Source organism: Streptomyces incarnatus, from assembly GCF_001027185.1.
GTDB lineage: Bacteria > Actinomycetota > Actinomycetes > Streptomycetales > Streptomycetaceae > Streptomyces > Streptomyces puniciscabiei.
On sequence record NZ_CP011497.1, the window covers coordinates 7,852,347 to 7,867,845 of the forward strand.

The window sequence follows — 15,499 nt, forward strand, 5'->3', positions numbered from 1 at the left end:
CGGCGTCAGCCGGAGCGTGGTGGTCTCACCCAGCCCAAGGACCGTTCCACGGCCCGCTGCCAGTTGTCGTACTCCGACTCCCGCAGTCCGGGGTCCATCGCGGGCAGCCACTGGGCGGCCCGGTGCCAGTTGCGGCGCAGCACTTCCAGGTCGGGCCAGTAGCCAGCGGCGAGCCCGGCCGCGTAGGCGGCGCCCAGCGAGACCGTCTCGGCGACCATGGGGCGCACGACGGGCACGTCGAGCACATCGGCGACGAACTGCATGAGCAGGTTGTCCGCGGTCATGCCGCCGTCCACCTTGAGCTGCTGGAGGGAGACCGAGGAGTCGGCGTTCATGGCGTCGACGACCTCCCGGGTCTGCCAACCGGTGGCCTCCAGGACGGCACGCGCCAGGTGCCCCTTGGTGATGTACGAGGTCAGGCCGACGATGACCCCGCGTGCGTCGCTGCGCCAGCGGGGCGCGAACAGGCCCGAGAACGCGGGGACGATGTAGCAGCCGCCGTTGTCCTCGACCGTCCGCGCGAGGGTCTCGATCTCCGGGGCGCTGTTGATCAGCCCCAGGCGGTCCCGGAACCACTGGACGAGTGCGCCGGTGATGGCGATCGACCCTTCCAGGGCGTAGGCCGGCGGCTGGTCCCCGATCCGGTACGCGACGGTGGTGAGCAGCCCGTGCCGGGACCGCACCAGCTCGCTGCCGGTGTTGAGCAGCAGGAAGCTGCCCGTTCCGTAGGTGCACTTGGCCTCGCCGGGGGAGAAGCAGGTCTGGCCGAAGAGGGCGGCCTGCTGGTCGCCGAGGGCGGCGGTGATCGAGACCCCGGGCAGCAGCGAGCGGGCTTCGCCGTAGGTCTCCGCGGAGGGCCGGATCTCGGGCAGCATCGCGGGGGGCACCCCGAAGAAGGCCAGCAGTTCGTCGTCCCAGGTCAGCGTGCGGATGTTCATCAGCATGGTGCGGCTGGCGTTGGTGACGTCCGTGATGTGCAGGCCGCCCGCGGCGCCCCCGGTGAGATTCCAGATCAGCCAGCTCTCCATCGTGCCGAACAGCACCTCGCCGTCCCTGGCGCGCTGCTCGACCCCCTTGACGTGGTCGAACAGCCACCGGAGCCGCAGCGCGGAGAAGTAGGTCGAGGGCGGCAGGGCGCACCGCTGAAGGAAGAACTCCTCCCCGGGGTGCCGTCGGAGATCCTCGACGAGCGGTGCCGTGCGCGTGTCCTGCCAGACGATCGCCCGGCTCAGCGGGGCGCCGGTCCGCCGGTCCCAGAGCACGGTCGTCTCGCGCTGGTTGGCCAGGCCGATGGCAGTGATCTGCTCCCTGCCGGCACCGGTGTCGGAGAGCGCCTCGGGCACGATGTGCCGCAGGTTCTGCCAGATCTCCATGGCGTCGTGCTCCACCCAGCCGGGCCGGGGGAAGTGCTGCTGGTGCTCCTTCTGCGCGACCGAGACCAGCCGCCCGCGGTGGTCGAACAGGATGCATCGGGTGGAGTTGGTGCCCTGATCGATGGACATTACGTACCGTTCGGCCATGATCGGGTCTGCCTTCCGACGGATCGAGGGGCGGCTGTCCTGCTCTACCAGCGGGCGGCTCCGAGGTCTCTGGAGATCGCCCGTGCGGCCTCGCGGAGCAGCGTGACCAGACTCGGGCGGGGGTGGCCCTGGCTGTCGCAGATCCGCTCGATCGGCCCGGACAGCCCGATGGCGCCGACGACGAGGCCGCCGTGCCCGCGGATCGGTGCGGCGATCCCGGCCTCGCCCATGCTCATTTCCTGGATCTCGGCCGCCCACCCGAGTTCCCTGACCTCCGCGAGAGCCCGGGCGAGCCGCTCGGGATCGACCAGGGTGTGCCGGGTGTACGCCTCCAGCCCCCGCCCCTGGGCCGGCTCGACGCTCGCCGTCCCGAACGCCAGCAGCACCTTGCCGAGCGAGGAGGCGTGCAGGGGCAGCAGCGAGCCCACGTCCAGGGTCTGGAAGGTGTCGTCCGGCCGGAACACATGGTGGACGACGAGCACGCTGCCCTCCAGGGGGGTGCCCAGCCGTACCGCCTCCCCGCTGCGGGCGGCCAGGGCGTCGGCCCAGTTGAGCGAGCGCGAGCGCAGCTCGTTGACGTCGAGGTAACTGGTACCGAGGTGCAGCAGGGCGGCGCCGAGCTGGTACTTCCCGGTCGCCGCGTCCTGCTCCACGAAGTCCACGTGCTGGAGCGTGCGCAGGATGCCGTGCGCGGTGCCCTTCGCCAGCCCGAGCGAGGCCGCCACCTCGCCGAGACCGAGTCGGCGGGGCCCGCCGGCGAGCAGACGCAGAATCGCCGCCGCCCGCTCGATCGACTGGACCGGTCCGGCCATGAAGCGAGCCTATTACCCGTACGGACGCCGTGCCCACGGGAGGGCGTTCGGTAATGCCGACCGCCGTTCATTGACCCGCCTGATTTGTCTCCATAGCGTGCATGCGAGCCCGGAACGCGCCGTTACGGCGGCGCTGGACCGGCCGTACACACCACCGGGAGAGACCATGGCGGCACAGCTCAAGACGCTGGTTCAGGCGGCATACGAACACGTGTGCCCGGTGCCGCCCGTCGCCGGCGCCGTCTCGGCCGTACGCCGTCGGGCGGAGGCGGTCCTCGCGGACTGGAGTGTGTGTCCGCACCTCGTCGAGGACGCCCTGCTCGTGGTGTCGGAGCTCGTCACCAACGCGATCGTGCACGCCCGGCCCCCGGCCGTGCTCCGGCTGTCGTGGGTGCGGGGCGACGGTGGCCGCACGCTGCGGGTCGAGGTCACCGACGCCGGACCCGCCCTTCCGATGGGCCGGCCCCTCATCGGGATCGACCCCGACGAGCACGGCAGGGGCGAGGCGATCGTCCACGCCCTGGCGACCCGCCACGGCATACGCACCCACCTCGACGCGGTCACCCGCTGGGCCGAACTCGTCGCGCCCTAGGCGTACCGGCCCGCGGCGGCCTCGCACCACGACGGCGCGCACGCCGGCTCCTCCGCGGTCTGTTTGCGGAGCAGGAGCAGGGCGGCGTCGTCGTGCAGCCGGCCGCCGACGTGCGCCAGCAGTTCGTCATGGAGCGCGGTGAGCGTCCGCGCCGGCTCGTCGCACACGTGGCGGGCGACCCCTGCGGCCAGCGGATAGAAGGCGCGTGCGTGATCGCGGGCCTCCGTGACCCCGTCGGTGTAGAGCAGCAGCTGGTCCCCGACCGCGAAGGGCAGCCGCTGCAGGCGGGGGGTCTGGCCCGCGAGGGCGCGCAGCCCCAGGGGCGGAGCGGGATGGGTCGGCTCCACCGCCCGGACCTCTCCGGAGCCCGATATCAGCAGCGGCGGTGCGTGCCCGCAGTTGACGATCTCCAGGTGTCCCGACCGGTGGTGTCCGGCGACCACGGCGGTGACGAAGTCGTCGGGGCCGAGGTTGCGCGCGAGGCTCCGCTCGATCCTCGCGACGACGTCGAGCAGGTCGGGCTCGTCACAGGCGGCCTCGCGGAACACGCCGAGCACGAGTGCGGCGGTCCCGACGGCGGGCAGCCCCTTGCCGCGCACGTCGCCGACGATCAGCCTGATGCCGTACGGCGTGGGCACCAGGGCGTAGAGGTCCCCGCCGATCCGCGCCTCCGCCGCCGCGGCGCTGTAGCGGACGGCCACCCGGAACGGGCCGATCGTGTCGGGGACCGGCTGCAGCAGGGCGTGCTGGGCGGCCTCGGCGACCGAGCGGACGGCCGCGAGGACCCGTTCGCGGCGGCCGCGCAGCGCGCTGGCCAGGCCGCTCGCCGCCGTGACCGCCAGCAGGGCGGACACCACGGCCGCCGGCTCGCGTACGGGGGCCGCGTGCCCGATGGCCAGCGCCACGCCCGTCGCCACGGCCAGGAGACCGACGCAGACCACACCACGCGGCCCGTTGGTGGAGGCAGCCAGCGCGGGTCCGGCCGCCAGCAGCGGCAGCCAGGGCATCCCCGCCCCGCCGACGACGTCCAGGAGCACCACCACGGCGAGGACCAGAACCGGCAGCAGGGGCATCCCCGCGGTCAGGAGCCCGACGGCCCACCGGTGGACCGAGTGCCGGGCGCCGGACGCCCGGTCACGGAACAGCCGCATCGGCGTGTGGTCGGCGCGATGGTGTCGGGCCTGGAGCATGTCTTGTCCGCAGTCCTCGTGTGTCGGGGGATGCACACCCAAAATGTCCGTTTCATCAAGAAAACGGGTTGGGTGAGGTCGGCCACAAGGAGCGGATTTTCAGATAGTGAGCGAGAGGCTCCTGGTCACCCGGCTCGCGACCGGCAGCAGCCGTGCCCGGATCTCCTCGAGCCGGGCCCGCCGCTCCACCGGCAGGGAGACGCCGAGCGAGCCGAGCGTGCTCCCCTTGTGGACGGGCACGGCGACGCACACGGTGCCGAGCGCGTACTCCTCCAGGTCCGTGACGGCCGGCGCCAAGGGGGGCGCCTCGATCCTGCGGAGCAGCTCCGGAAGACTGGTGACCGTCCGTGGTGTGAGGTCGGCGAGGTCGTGCCTGGACAGGTACTCCCGGCGGGCGTCCTCGTCCAGCTCGCGCAGCACGGACTTGCCGAGCGCGGTGGCGTGTCCGGCATCCTCGAAACCCACCCAGAGATCCACCCGGGGCACGCGGGGGCTGTCCACGATCTCCGCCACCCTGATCTCGCCGTCCTCGTAGAACGTGAGGTAGGCGGCGGCGGACAGCTCGTCCCGCAGGGCGGTCAGCGTCGGGCGCACCCGGCTGAGCAGCGTCTGCGCGCGGCCCGCGCCGGCGCCGCGCAGGGAGGTCAGCCTGTCGCCCAGGACGAAGCCGCCGTCGTCCAGCTTGCGCACGTATCCGTCGTGCACGAGCGTCCGCAGCAGGTGGTAGGCGGTGGCCAGCGGCAGCCCCGTCTCGCGTGCCAGCTGTTTCGCCGGCGCGCCGTTCTCGTGCGCGCTCACCGCCTCCAGCAGCCGGAAGGCCCGCTGCACGGACGTGATGAGCGTGGGGCCGTCCTGAGCACCCATACGACCAGATTGCGCCGCGCGACCGGCTTGGGCAATGCCGGGCCATCGCGCGGAGCGGACGACGCGGCCCTTCCCTCGGACGCTGAGCGGACCGGCCGGCCGCCGCACTCGGCCTGCGCGCTCACGGCCCACCTGAAGCGGCGGGCCGGTTTGCCCGACGACCGGCTTGCTTCATGTCGGCGGGACACGGCCGCCCCCGTCTCCGCCGGCTCCCGCCGCCGACGCGCCGCCATCTCGGCGTGGGCCGGGATCCCGGCGCACAGCCGCGGCACGCCCTGGCTGGGCGTACCTCCAGGGAGGTACGCCCAGCCAGGGCGGCCGGCCGCCGACAGGGGCCACCCGCTTCGCCCGCTGTCCGCAGGCAGGCACCCGGCGCCCGCGGCGAACGCGGGAGCGAGCCGGTCGTTCTCGACGGTGCGCGGGAGCGAGCGTGCCGGTCGTTCTCAGCGGCGCGCGGTCGCGAGGCTGACCGAGTTCGCGGCGACCACGGCCGCGATCCGCTGTCCGCAGGCAGGCACCCGGCGCCCGCGGCGAACGCGGGGGCGTGCCTGTTGTTCTCGACGGTGCGCGGGATCCAGCGTGCCTGTTGTTCTCGACGGTGCGCAGGATCCAGCGTGCCTGTTGTTCTCGACGGTGCGCGGGAGCGAGCGTGCCGGTCGTTCTCAGCGGCGTGCGGTCGCGAGGCTGACCGAGTTCGCGGCGACCACGGCCCCGATCCCCGCCCACTCCGGCAGACCGAGGCCCTGCCCGAGGACCGCCCAGCCGACCGCCGCCGCCAGCACCGGGTTGACGCTCATGAACAGGCCGAACGTCTGGGCCGGCACCGTGCGCAGCGTGATCAGGTCGACGAGGTACGGCACGGCGGACGACAGCACACCCGCCGCCACCGCGCACAGGACGGCTCCGACCGTCGGGGGATGCCGTACGGCGACGACGGCGCCGACCGGCAGGAAAGTCAGCGCCGACACGCACGCGGCCGCGGCCGACCCCTGGGCGCCCGGGACGCGTCGCCCGACGATCCGGTTGAGCAGGATGTACGCGGCCCAGCAGCAGGCCGCCACCAGGCCCAGCCCCATGCCGAGGTAGTCGGTGGACGGCCGGGGGCGCATCAGCACCACGACTCCGGCCCCGGCCAGTGCCGCGCACCCCGCGTCCAGCCGGCGGCGGGAGGCGGCCAGCGCGATGCCGAGCGGGCCCAGGAACTCCAGGGTCACCGCCAGCCCCAGCCCGATCCGGTCGATCGCGCTGTACAGGCTCAGGTTCATGGTGCCGAAGACCCCGGCGAGCAGCAGCACCGGCCACCACTGGCGCCGGGTGAAGTCGCGCGGGCGCGGTCGGCCGACGGCCACCAGGACGAGCGCGGCGACGTACTGGCGTAGCGCCACGACGCCGAGCGGGCCGAGGACCGGGAAGGCCAGCGCGCCGATCGCCGCGCCGGTCTGGTTGGCCAGGCCGCTGCCGAACATGGCCGCCACGCCGGTCAGTTGTGCCGGCGCCGGGTTCCGGACCGCGGGGGACGCCGTCGCCGCGGGACGTTCGAGAGCTCGTCGCATGGGAGGAGCGTCCGCCCGGCATGGTGCTTGCGCACAATGCATGCGCGACCCGATCTATACGCTTGGCGCATGGATGAGGTCGAGCTCCGGCAGTTGCGCTGTCTCGTCGCCATCGTCGACGAGGGCACCTTCACCGACGCGGCGATCGCCCTGGGCGTGTCCCAGGCGGCCGTCTCCCGCACCCTGGCCGGACTCGAACGCGCGCTGGGGGTACGACTGCTGAGGCGGACCTCGCGTGAGGTGACGCCGACGGCGACCGGGCTGCGGGTGGTGGCGCAGGCCCGGCGGGTGCTGGCGGACCTCGCCGTCCTGGTCCAGGAGGCCACCTCGGGGCACACCCGGCTGCGGATCGGCTATGCCTGGTCGGCCGTCGGCCGCCACACCGTCGCCCTGCAGCGGCGCTGGGCCGCCGACCACCCCGGGACCGAACTGCATCTCGTCCGCGTGAACACGGCGTCCGCCGGCCTCGCCGAAGGCGCCTGCGACCTCGCGGTGGTGCGCCGGCCGCTGGCGGACCGTCGGTTCGACACGGCCATCGTGGGCCTGGAGCGGCGCCTGTGCGCCCTGGCCGCCGATGATCCGCTGGCCCGCCGCCGGTCCGTACGGCTCGCCGACCTCACCGGCCGGATCCTCTGGGTGGACCGGCGCACCGGCACCACCACCCCCGAGCTGTGGCCGGCGGGCTCCCGCCCCGCCGTCGAAGAGACGCACGACGTCGACGACTGGCTCACCGTCATCGCCGCCGGGCGCGGCATCGGCGTCACCGCGGAGTCGACGGCGCACCAGTACCCGAGACCCGGCGTCGTCTACCGGCCGGTGCGCGACGCCGAACCCGTCGCCGTACGGCTCGCCTGGTGGCGCGACGACCCGCACCCGGCGCTCCAGGCGGTCCTCGAACTGGTCGGTGAGCTGTACCGGACGGGCTGAGCAGCCGGCCCGAGAAACGCAAACAAAATTGTCGACAATCTTGTCTGGCTAGATTTAGTTTCGACAGGCACTCACTCAGGGAAGGCACGATGCCGAAGGAAGCCCGTCCGACCACCGGAGAGCAGGCCAAACAGCATGCGCTCGCGCAGCTGCGGCAGGCGATCCTGCACGGCGAGATGGCGCCGGCCCAGCGGCTGGTGGAGAACGAACTCGCCGAGCAGTTCGGTGTGACGCGGGCCGGCATCCGCGCGGCGTTGATCGATCTGGAGGCGCAGGGACTGGTCGAGAGGATCCGCAACCGCGGCTCGCGGGTGCGGGTGGTGACCGTGGAGGAAGCGGTCGCCATCACGGAGTGCCGCATGGTCCTGGAGGGACTCTGCGCGGCCAAGGCTGCCGTCGCGGCCAGTGACGAGCAGCTGACCGAGCTGGCCGACCTCGGCGCGGCGATGGAGAAGGCCGTCGCCGACGGCGAGCCGGTGACGTACTCCGACCTCAACCACCGGCTCCACGACCGGATCCGGGTCATCTCCGGACAGCGCACCGCGGTCGAGCTGCTGGAGCGGCTGAACGCCCAACTGGTCCGCCACCGCTTCCAGTTGGCACTCCGCCCGGGGCGTCCGCAGCAATCCCTGAACGAGCACCTGGCGATGATCGAGGCGATCAGGGCCAGGGATCCGCAGGCGGCCGAAGCGGCCGTCCGCGCCCACCTCGCCGGCGTGATCGAGGCGCTTCAGGACTGAGCACGCGGGGCACCGGGGCGGGCGCGCACCTGTCCACCGGGGACGAGGGCGCCGCACACACATCGCTGCGGCGCACCGAGCCCGAAAGGGAGAACTCCGCCATGACGCACGCCGACGCGCCCTCCTCCACTCCCCACTTCGTTCGACCGGGGGACCCCCAGGTCCGCCCCGTTCCACCCTGGTCGTCACCGCGCACGCCGGGGACTTCGTGTGGCGCGCGGGCGGAGCCATCGCCCTGGCCGCCTCACGCGGCGAGAAGGTCACCATCGCCTGTCTGACCTTCGGTGAGCGCAGGGAGTCCGCCAAGGCGTGGCGCGAGGGGAAGGGCCTCGAGGAGATCAAGGCGATACGGCGGGAGGAGGCCGAGCGGGCCGCCGCCACCCTCGGCGCCGAGGTCCGCTTCTCCGACGCCGGCGACTACCCCCTCCTCGCCACCGCCGAGCTCACCGACCGACTCGTCGCCGTCTACCGTGAGACCCAGCCCGACCTCGTCCTCACCCACCCGGTGGAGGACCCGTACAACGGCGACCACCCGGCCGCCAACCGCATGGCCCTTCAGGCCCGTGTCCTGGCCCAGGCCATCGGTTACCCGGGGCCAGGCGAGATCATCGGCGCACCGCCCGTCTTCTACTTCGAGCCCCACCAGCCCGAGATGAGCGGCTTCCGGCCCGAAGTCCTCCTCGACATCACCGAGGCGTGGGAGACCAAGCGCAAGGCGATGGAGTGCCTCGGGGCCCAAGCGGCACCTGTGGGAGTACTACACCGACCTCGCCGTCCGCCGGGGCGTCCAGCTCAAGCGCAACGCGGGCCCCAACCTGGGCCTGCCGCACAGGACCATGGCCGAGGCCTACATGCGCCCCTACCCGCAGGTCACCAAGGAGCTGGCATGAGCGGCGTGATCGTCACGGGCCCGCCCAGGGCCGAGGCGAAGGACGTCGACGCCCTGGCCGGGTACGGCGTCGCCACCGTGCACGAGGCCATGGACCGCACCCGGCTGCGCCCCGCCCGGCTGCGCCCCGTCCAGCAGGGGGTGCGGGTGGCCGGCACCGCGGTCACGGTGCTGTCCTGGCCCGGCGACAACCTGATGATCCACGCCGCCGTCGAGCAGTGCGGCGCGGGCGACATCCTGGTCGTGACCACCACCTCGCCGTCCACCGACGGGATGTTCGGCGAGCTGTTCGCGACCGCGCTGAAGCGGCGCGGGGTGCGCGGCCTGGTCATCGACGCGGGCGTCCGCGACACCCAGGAGCTGCGCGACCTCGGCTCCCGTCTGGTCGGCGGCCGTCTGCGCACAGGGCACGGTGAAGACGACCGGCGGCTCGGTCAACGTACCGGTCGCGATCGGCGGCCAGATCGTCCGCCCCGGCGACGTGATCCTCGCCGACGACTCCCCGCGCAGACGGCGCCGCGCCCCGCCCGGGGTACGGCGCCGCACGCGTGCCACGGTGTCACCCCGGCGCGCCGGGCTCCACGTCCAGGCCCGTGCAGGCCACCTCCCCGGCCACCTCGGCGCAGGCCTCCACGCCTCGCGGCGAGGACACCGAGAGCATGGGACTGCTGTTCCGGGTGGAGTCGTCCGCCGGATAGCCGGCCGACATCACGTCCTGGCCCGCGCGCACCGACACCTCACGGGCCCCGGGCGCCCGCAGCCGCACCTCGGACCAGGCGGTCCCGCAGGCCGGCGACCAGCGCAGCCGGACGGTGTAGCCGGGGCCGGTGACCGTGCTCGTGGTCCGCGCGTCCCGGGCGCACGCCGTGGCGTCGGGCAACTCGCCCTGGCAGGACCGGCCGTGACAGTGGGCCGCCGAGGGCAGGGCCTGCGCGGCGGGCGCGGTACCCGGCCGCGCGGACAGGGCGACGGCAACGGCGGCCACCGCCGTGGCCGTACCGCACAGCGCGAACACGGACAGCGGAAACCACGGCGGGAAGGTCCTCGGCAGCCGGGGCGCGAGCCGCCCGGGCCGATGGCCCCGGCCGGGCTCCCCGGGCCCGGCGTCGGGCGCGTCGGCCGCGGTCGTGGGAGTCCCGGTCGCCTCCCACAGCGCCAGTACGGCCTCGGGGGCGGCGCCGGCGAGCCGGCAGAGCGCTTCCACGGCCTGTCTGGGGGGCGGTGCGCCGCCGGACAGATAGCGGTGCCACGCGGACTTGCTGTACGGGGTGCGTGCGGCCAGCGCCGCCAGGCTCAGCCCCGTACGGTCCTTCAGCTCGCGCAGTTCCACCGCCAGTGCCTCGTCCGGCGTGGTCGATGCTTGGGGGTGCCGCATCGGCGTCCTCGACTCCCTTTCCAGTATGGGCGGTTTCGCCCCTGTTGTCGGAATGGATTCCCGGGAGGACGGCGACTGCAACACGCGGTGAGGTAGGAGGTGGGTGAGGCGCGGGCGTACCGAAGGCCCGTTCGGGGGTCGTCGAACGGGCCTTCGGTGGCTGGGTGGTGCTGCGGTGACGTGCCGTCAGCACCAGGGGACGGAGCGGGAGGGGCGGACGTAGTGGGCGGAGACGTATCCCCCGTGGTGCGGCAGCCGGTACCAGGTGCGGTTCCCGTGCACCCAGGAGCCCCGTGTCCGGCAGGTGAGCGCCAGGACCCGTCCCCGCTGCCGGTGGCCGATCACCCGGTAGCCGGTGCCGGGGCCGGAGCGGACGTTGAGCACGGTGTGACGTGTGGCGACGCGGCCCGTGAGCGGCTTGATGTGACGGTGTGTCATCCAGTGCGCCGCGAGCCGGTACTGCAGCCGGTGCATGGCGAGACGGTAGGCCGCCGTTTGCGGCATGAAGTACGCCGTCCGGCGCGCCGTGAGGCGGTGGATCCGGTGCGTCCGGCGGGCGTGGTGCGTGCGGAGGTGGGCGCGGTGGTGCCGGTGGTGGGCGACGTACCTGCGGTGGTGGACGCGCCCGGCGGTGCGGTGGGTGCGGTGCTGGGCGCGGTGGACCTGGTGCTGGCTGGTGGCGCCGGGAACCGGGCGCTGTGCGGCGGCGTCGGCCGTGGTGGCGCCGGCCGCCGTGGGCAGGAGCGCGAGCACCGCCACCGCGGCCAGCAGCCCGCTCTGGAGAGTCCGTCGGATCATGGAAGCCTCCGGCTGTCGTTCTCGTGACCACGAGCCGTGATCACGAGAGCCAGGGTTTCCGCGACGGGCCGCCGGAATGCCGTTCCGGCGTCCCCCGGGACGCCCGGGACGTCCCGGGGGACGGGCGCCCGCGGACGGATGGCGTGTCCCGAACGGGCGCCCGCGGCCTCCGCGCGGTCAGAGCGTCTCGGCGAACGTGATGGTCCGCTCCTTCAGCAGCGGGAACACCGTGCCCCGGATCAGCTCCGCGAAGTGGCCGGTCTCCTTGTGCGCCTCGAAGCCGGCGCGGTCCGTGTAGCGCTCGTACAGCACGAAGGCCCCCGGCCGGTCGACGACCTCGTGGGCCTCGTAGGCGAGGTTCGCGGGTTCCGACGGGACCAGTTCGCGCATCTTGCGCAGCGCGTCGCGCACGGTGTCCGCGTCGGCGGGGGCGCACTGGTACTGGGCGACGACGGCGAAGGCCATGGGGTTCCTCCGGGTTTCCGGGCGGCGGTGGACTCGCCGATTCCAGCAGCTTCGCCGAGGGACGGCCGGACCGACACGCGATCCACGGCCTGCCGATCGCGGAGTGGACCGGCCGATCACGGAGTGAGGGAGAGCCGGAGTGATTACTTGACTTACGCAACGAGCTGGTGAACCGGACCCCGTCGACCGGAGGGCCCAGCGGATCCAGCTGACCGACGCGGGCCGGGAGGCCGTCGGCCGGGTCCGGGAGGCCGGGGCCCGGGGCATGCGGCTCGCCCTCGCCGGCTGGCGGCCCGAGGACCTGCGGCGGATGGCGGCCCTGTTCCACCGCATGGTCGACGACTTCCTCGCGTACACCACCGACGAGGACTCCGGCCGGGAAGCGGACGACGCGGTCCCCACGGCGTGACGGCCGGCGTTCCGCGGCAACGGGCCACCCCGGCGGCTACCGTCGAGTAATATCCGGCGGCAGGTCATCAGAGGAGGAACCGTGCCCCGGTCCGAACGCTCACCCCTGCTGCTCGCCGGCCTGCTGGCCGCGGCCGGGGTCGCCCACTTCGCCAACCCGCGTCCCTTCGACGCGCTCGTACCGCGCGCACTGCCGGGCTCGCCCAGGGCATGGACCTACGGCAGCGGCGTCGCGGAGCTCGCCCTGGCCGCCGGGATCGCCGCACCCCGCACCCGCGCGGTCGCCGCGAAGGCGGCCGCGGCCTTCTTCGTCGGCGTGTTCCCGGCGAACGTGCAGATGGCCGTGGACTGGCGGCACCGGCCCAAGCCGCTGCGGACGGCCGCCCTCGCGCGGCTGCCGCTGCAGCTGCCGCTGGTGCTGTGGGCCCGGTCGGTCGCCCGGAACGAGGAGGGCCGGTCATGACGGAACGCGTCGAGGCCGGGGACAAGGCCGAGGACTTCGCCCTGCCCGACGAGACCGGCACCACCCGCCGGCTCACCGAGCTGCTGGCCGAAGGGCCTGTGGTCCTCTTCTTCTACCCGGCCGCTCTCACCCTCGGCTGCACCGCCGAGGCCTGCCACTTCCGCGACCTCGCCGCCGAGTTCGCCGCCGTCGGCGCCCGGCCCGTCGGCATCAGCGGCGACAGCGTCGACAAGCAGCAGGAGTTCGCCGGCCGGCACGGCCTCGGGATGCCGCTGCTCTCCGACGCCGACGGCGCGGTCCGCGAGCGGTTCGGCGTCAAGCGCGGCTTCTCCCTCGCCCCCACCAAGCGCGTCACCTTCGTGATCGCCCAGGACCGCACGGTGCTGGAGGTCGTCCGCAGCGAGCTGCGCATGAACACCCACGCCGACCGGGCGCTCGCCGCCCTGCGCGCCCACCGGGGCTGACTCGCCGCCCTGCGCGCCCATGGGGCTGAAGGGCGGCCCTCGCACCGGCGGACCGCCGCGCCCGCGCGCTTGATGTGCCCGGGCAATCGGAACATCCTTGGGCATATGAAGCATGGCGCCGCCGTGGCGATCATCGACGCCCTGGGTACGGTGACCGGGTGGAGCGAAGGCGCGCGGCGGCTCACCGGTCACCTGGCCGAGCAGGTCGTGGGCCGGCCCGCGGCCGAGCTGCTCGCCGGGGACATCCCGGACGAGACACTCGCCGCGCGGGCCGGCACCGTCGCGCTGCGCCACCGTGACGGCCACCGCATCGACGTGACCCTCACGGCCTGTCCCGTCGCCGGAGCCGACGGGAAGCCCACCTCCTTCGTCGTCACCTCCGACGCACCCGGCCGCACACTGGCGGCCCAGGCCTTCGAGCAGGCCTCCATGTCCATGTCGGTCTTCGACCTCGACCAGCGCTATGTGCGGCTCAACGACGCCGCCTGCAAGGTGATGGGCGTGCCCGAGGCCGCGCTCACGGGCCGGTTCTTCCCGGACACCGTGGCGGATGCCGAATACAACGCGGGCTTCCTGCGCCACCTCAAGGAGGTCGCCGAGACCGGCCGGCCCGTCCGCTACGAGAGCTTCGCCGGCGCCCCGGCACTGAACCGGGAACATCTCTGGAGCATCGAGATGTGGCCGCTGCGCGCCGGCTCCGGCGAGCTGACCGGGGTCGCCATGGCGGCCTTCGACAGCAGCGAGCAGTACTGGGCCCGGCGCCGCCTGGCCCTGCTCAACGAGGCGTCGAGCCGCATCGGCACCACCCTGGACGTGGTGCGCACCGCCGAGGAGCTGATCGACGTCCTCGTCCCGCACTACGCCGACTTCGCCGGCGTCGACCTGCTCGACTGGGTGCTCGGCGCGGACGAGCCGCCGATGATCCCCGAGGGCGGTGTCGTCCTGCACCGCATCGCCCACGGCTCGGCCTTCGAGGGCGACCCCGGCGCGGCCGTCCGCATCGGCGAGACCGACGTCTACGCACCCGACTCCCCGCCCACCCGCGCCCTGCGCGAGGGCCGCGCGGTGCTCAGCCAGGCCGGCGAGCCGGAGTTCGTCGAGTGGCTCGCCGAGCGCAACGCCCGCGCGCCCCAGGGCAGCCGCTACCGGCACGGCGCCCACTCCCTGATCGCGGTGCCGCTGCGGGCCCGCGGCACCACCCTCGGCGTCGCCGTCTGCGTCCGCATCGCCCACCCCGACGACTACGGCCCCGACGACACCGTCTTCGCCGAGGAACTCGGCAGCCGCGCCGCCGTCTGTATCGACAACGCCCGCCGGTTCGCCCGCGAACGCAGCACCGCCCTCGCCCTCCAGCACAGCCTGCTGCCGAGCGGCCTGCCCCGGCAGGCGGCGGTCGAGGTGGCCCACCGGTATCTGCCCTGCGGATCGGTGGCCGGCATCGGCGGCGACTGGTTCGACGTCATCCCACTCTCCGGCGGCCGGGTGGGCCTGGTCGTCGGCGACGTGGTCGGCCACGGCATCCAGTCCTCGGCCACCATGGGCCGGCTGCGGACGGCCGTACGCACCCTGGCCGACGTCGACCTGCCGCCCGACGAACTCCTCACCCACCTGGACGACCTGGTCACCCACCTGGCCGCCGAGAACAGCCGCGAAGAGGTCGCCGAACTGGGCGCCACCTGCCTGTACGCCGTGTACGACCCCGTCTCCCGGCGGCTCGGCCTGGCCGCCGCAGGCCACCCGGCCCCGGTCGTCGTCCTGCCGGGCGGCACCGCCGAGTCCGTCACCATGAGCGCCGGACCACCGCTCGGCGTCGGCGGGCTGCCGTTCGAGGCGACGGAACTGGAGCTGCCCGAGGGCTCCGTCGTGGCCCTCTACACCGACGGCCTGGTCGAGGACCGCGGCCGCGACGCCGACGGTGCCACCGAGAAACTGTGCCGGGCCCTCGGCGCACCCGCCGACTCCCTGGAGGCCCTGTGCGACGGCGTCCTGAAGGCCGTCCTGGCGGATCAGCCCGGCGACGACGTCGCCCTGCTGCTCGTGCGCACCCGCGCCCTCGGCGCCGACCGGGTCGCCACCTGGGACGTCCCGCCGGACCCGGCCGAGGTCGCCGCCTTCCGGCAGGCGGCCGGTGAACAGCTGGCCGCCTGGGGGCTGGACGAGGCCGCCTTCATCACCGAACTCGTCGTCAGCGAACTCGTCACCAACGCCATCCGCTACGGCGAACCGCCCATCCAGCTCCGGCTGATCCGCGACCGCGCGCTCATCTGCGAGGTCTCCGACGCCAGTTCCACCTCACCGCATCTGCGCCGGGCGCAGGTCTACGACGAGGGCGGCCGCGGACTGCTGCTGGTCGCCCAGCTCACCCAGCGCTGGGGCAGCCGGCAGACCGGCCGGGGCAAGACGATCTGGGCCGAACAGGCCCTGCCCGGCGCCTGACCG

At 73.7% G+C, this 15,499-nt stretch carries 14 protein-coding genes and 3 pseudogenes; 9 read left to right on the forward strand and 8 right to left on the reverse strand.

Annotation, left to right across the window (positions count from 1 at the left end; translation table 11 throughout):
* Nucleotides 1–5 precede the first annotated feature (5 nt).
* Nucleotides 6–1,520, reverse strand: a complete 1,515-nt coding sequence (gene glpK / locus ABB07_RS35785) for a glycerol kinase GlpK (protein ID WP_208902601.1) — start codon at nt 1,518–1,520, stop codon at nt 6–8.
* 44 nt (nt 1,521–1,564) lie between these two features.
* A complete protein-coding gene (locus ABB07_RS35790) occupies nt 1,565–2,332 on the reverse strand; it encodes an IclR family transcriptional regulator (protein ID WP_208902602.1) in 768 nt (255 codons plus the stop codon).
* 166 nt (nt 2,333–2,498) lie between these two features.
* Between ABB07_RS35790 and ABB07_RS35795 the strand changes: the two genes are divergently transcribed.
* On the forward strand, nt 2,499–2,924 hold the full coding sequence (locus tag ABB07_RS35795) for an ATP-binding protein (protein WP_208902603.1): 426 nt from the start codon (nt 2,499–2,501) through the stop codon (nt 2,922–2,924).
* Here ABB07_RS35795 and ABB07_RS35800 read toward each other — a convergent pair.
* The 3 genes from ABB07_RS35800 to ABB07_RS35810 all read right to left on the reverse strand — a co-directional run bounded on the left by ABB07_RS35800 (nt 2,921) and on the right by ABB07_RS35810 (nt 6,453).
* Nucleotides 2,921–4,114 (reverse strand): PP2C family protein-serine/threonine phosphatase, encoded by a 1,194-nt coding sequence (locus ABB07_RS35800; RefSeq protein ID WP_208902604.1) that lies wholly within the window; start codon nt 4,112–4,114, stop codon nt 2,921–2,923. The genes ABB07_RS35795 and ABB07_RS35800 overlap by 4 nt on opposite strands.
* 99 nt (nt 4,115–4,213) lie before the next feature.
* A complete protein-coding gene (locus ABB07_RS35805; RefSeq protein WP_208902605.1) occupies nt 4,214–4,978 on the reverse strand; it encodes an IclR family transcriptional regulator in 765 nt (254 codons plus the stop codon).
* Nucleotides 4,979–5,640: 662 nt separating this feature from the next.
* Nucleotides 5,641–6,453 carry an EamA family transporter gene (locus tag ABB07_RS35810; protein ID WP_425264832.1) on the reverse strand — a complete coding sequence of 271 codons (813 nt, stop codon included), beginning with the start codon at nt 6,451–6,453 and terminating at the stop codon, nt 5,641–5,643.
* A 147-nt stretch (nt 6,454–6,600) separates the two neighbouring features.
* Between ABB07_RS35810 and ABB07_RS35815 the strand changes: the two genes are divergently transcribed.
* The 4 genes and pseudogenes from ABB07_RS35815 to ABB07_RS35830 all read left to right on the forward strand — a co-directional run.
* Nucleotides 6,601–7,458, forward strand: coding sequence for a LysR family transcriptional regulator (locus ABB07_RS35815; RefSeq protein ID WP_208902607.1), 858 nt, complete (start codon nt 6,601–6,603; stop codon nt 7,456–7,458).
* 89 nt (nt 7,459–7,547) lie between these two features.
* Entirely contained in the window at nt 7,548–8,198 is a 651-nt protein-coding gene (locus ABB07_RS35820) for a GntR family transcriptional regulator (RefSeq protein ID WP_208902608.1), read from the forward strand.
* Nucleotides 8,199–8,376: 178 nt separating this feature from the next.
* A pseudogene (locus ABB07_RS35825) lies at nt 8,377–9,088 on the forward strand (PIG-L deacetylase family protein).
* Nucleotides 9,085–9,589, forward strand: a pseudogene (locus ABB07_RS35830) (4-carboxy-4-hydroxy-2-oxoadipate aldolase/oxaloacetate decarboxylase); the annotation flags it as partial. The pseudogenes ABB07_RS35825 and ABB07_RS35830, both read left to right, overlap by 4 nt.
* A 57-nt stretch (nt 9,590–9,646) precedes the next feature.
* On the opposite strand, the gene ABB07_RS35835 reads toward ABB07_RS35830, so the two are convergent.
* The 3 genes from ABB07_RS35835 to ABB07_RS35845 all read right to left on the reverse strand — a co-directional run bounded on the left by ABB07_RS35835 (nt 9,647) and on the right by ABB07_RS35845 (nt 11,725).
* Complete coding sequence (locus ABB07_RS35835; protein WP_208902609.1) at nt 9,647–10,462, reverse strand: XRE family transcriptional regulator; 816 nt, start codon at nt 10,460–10,462, stop codon at nt 9,647–9,649.
* 186 nt (nt 10,463–10,648) lie between these two features.
* On the reverse strand, nt 10,649–11,260 hold the full coding sequence (locus ABB07_RS41180; RefSeq protein ID WP_244189629.1) for an SH3 domain-containing protein: 612 nt from the start codon (nt 11,258–11,260) through the stop codon (nt 10,649–10,651).
* 177 nt (nt 11,261–11,437) lie between these two features.
* A complete protein-coding gene (locus ABB07_RS35845; protein WP_208902610.1) occupies nt 11,438–11,725 on the reverse strand; it encodes a putative quinol monooxygenase in 288 nt (95 codons plus the stop codon).
* 172 nt (nt 11,726–11,897) lie between these two features.
* Between ABB07_RS35845 and ABB07_RS35850 the strand changes: the two are divergent.
* The 4 genes and pseudogenes from ABB07_RS35850 to ABB07_RS35865 form a co-directional block, all read left to right on the forward strand.
* Nucleotides 11,898–12,134 (forward strand): annotated as a pseudogene (locus ABB07_RS35850) (MarR family transcriptional regulator); the annotation flags it as partial.
* Nucleotides 12,135–12,215: 81 nt separating this feature from the next.
* On the forward strand, nt 12,216–12,596 hold the full coding sequence (locus ABB07_RS35855) for a DoxX family protein (RefSeq protein WP_208902611.1): 381 nt from the start codon (nt 12,216–12,218) through the stop codon (nt 12,594–12,596).
* Entirely contained in the window at nt 12,593–13,060 is a 468-nt protein-coding gene (locus ABB07_RS35860) for a peroxiredoxin (RefSeq protein ID WP_208902612.1), read from the forward strand. Before ABB07_RS35855 ends, ABB07_RS35860 begins: the two co-directional genes overlap by 4 nt.
* Nucleotides 13,061–13,165: 105 nt before the next feature.
* Nucleotides 13,166–15,496, forward strand: coding sequence for a SpoIIE family protein phosphatase (locus ABB07_RS35865; protein ID WP_208902613.1), 2,331 nt, complete (start codon nt 13,166–13,168; stop codon nt 15,494–15,496).
* Nucleotides 15,497–15,499 lie beyond the last annotated feature (3 nt).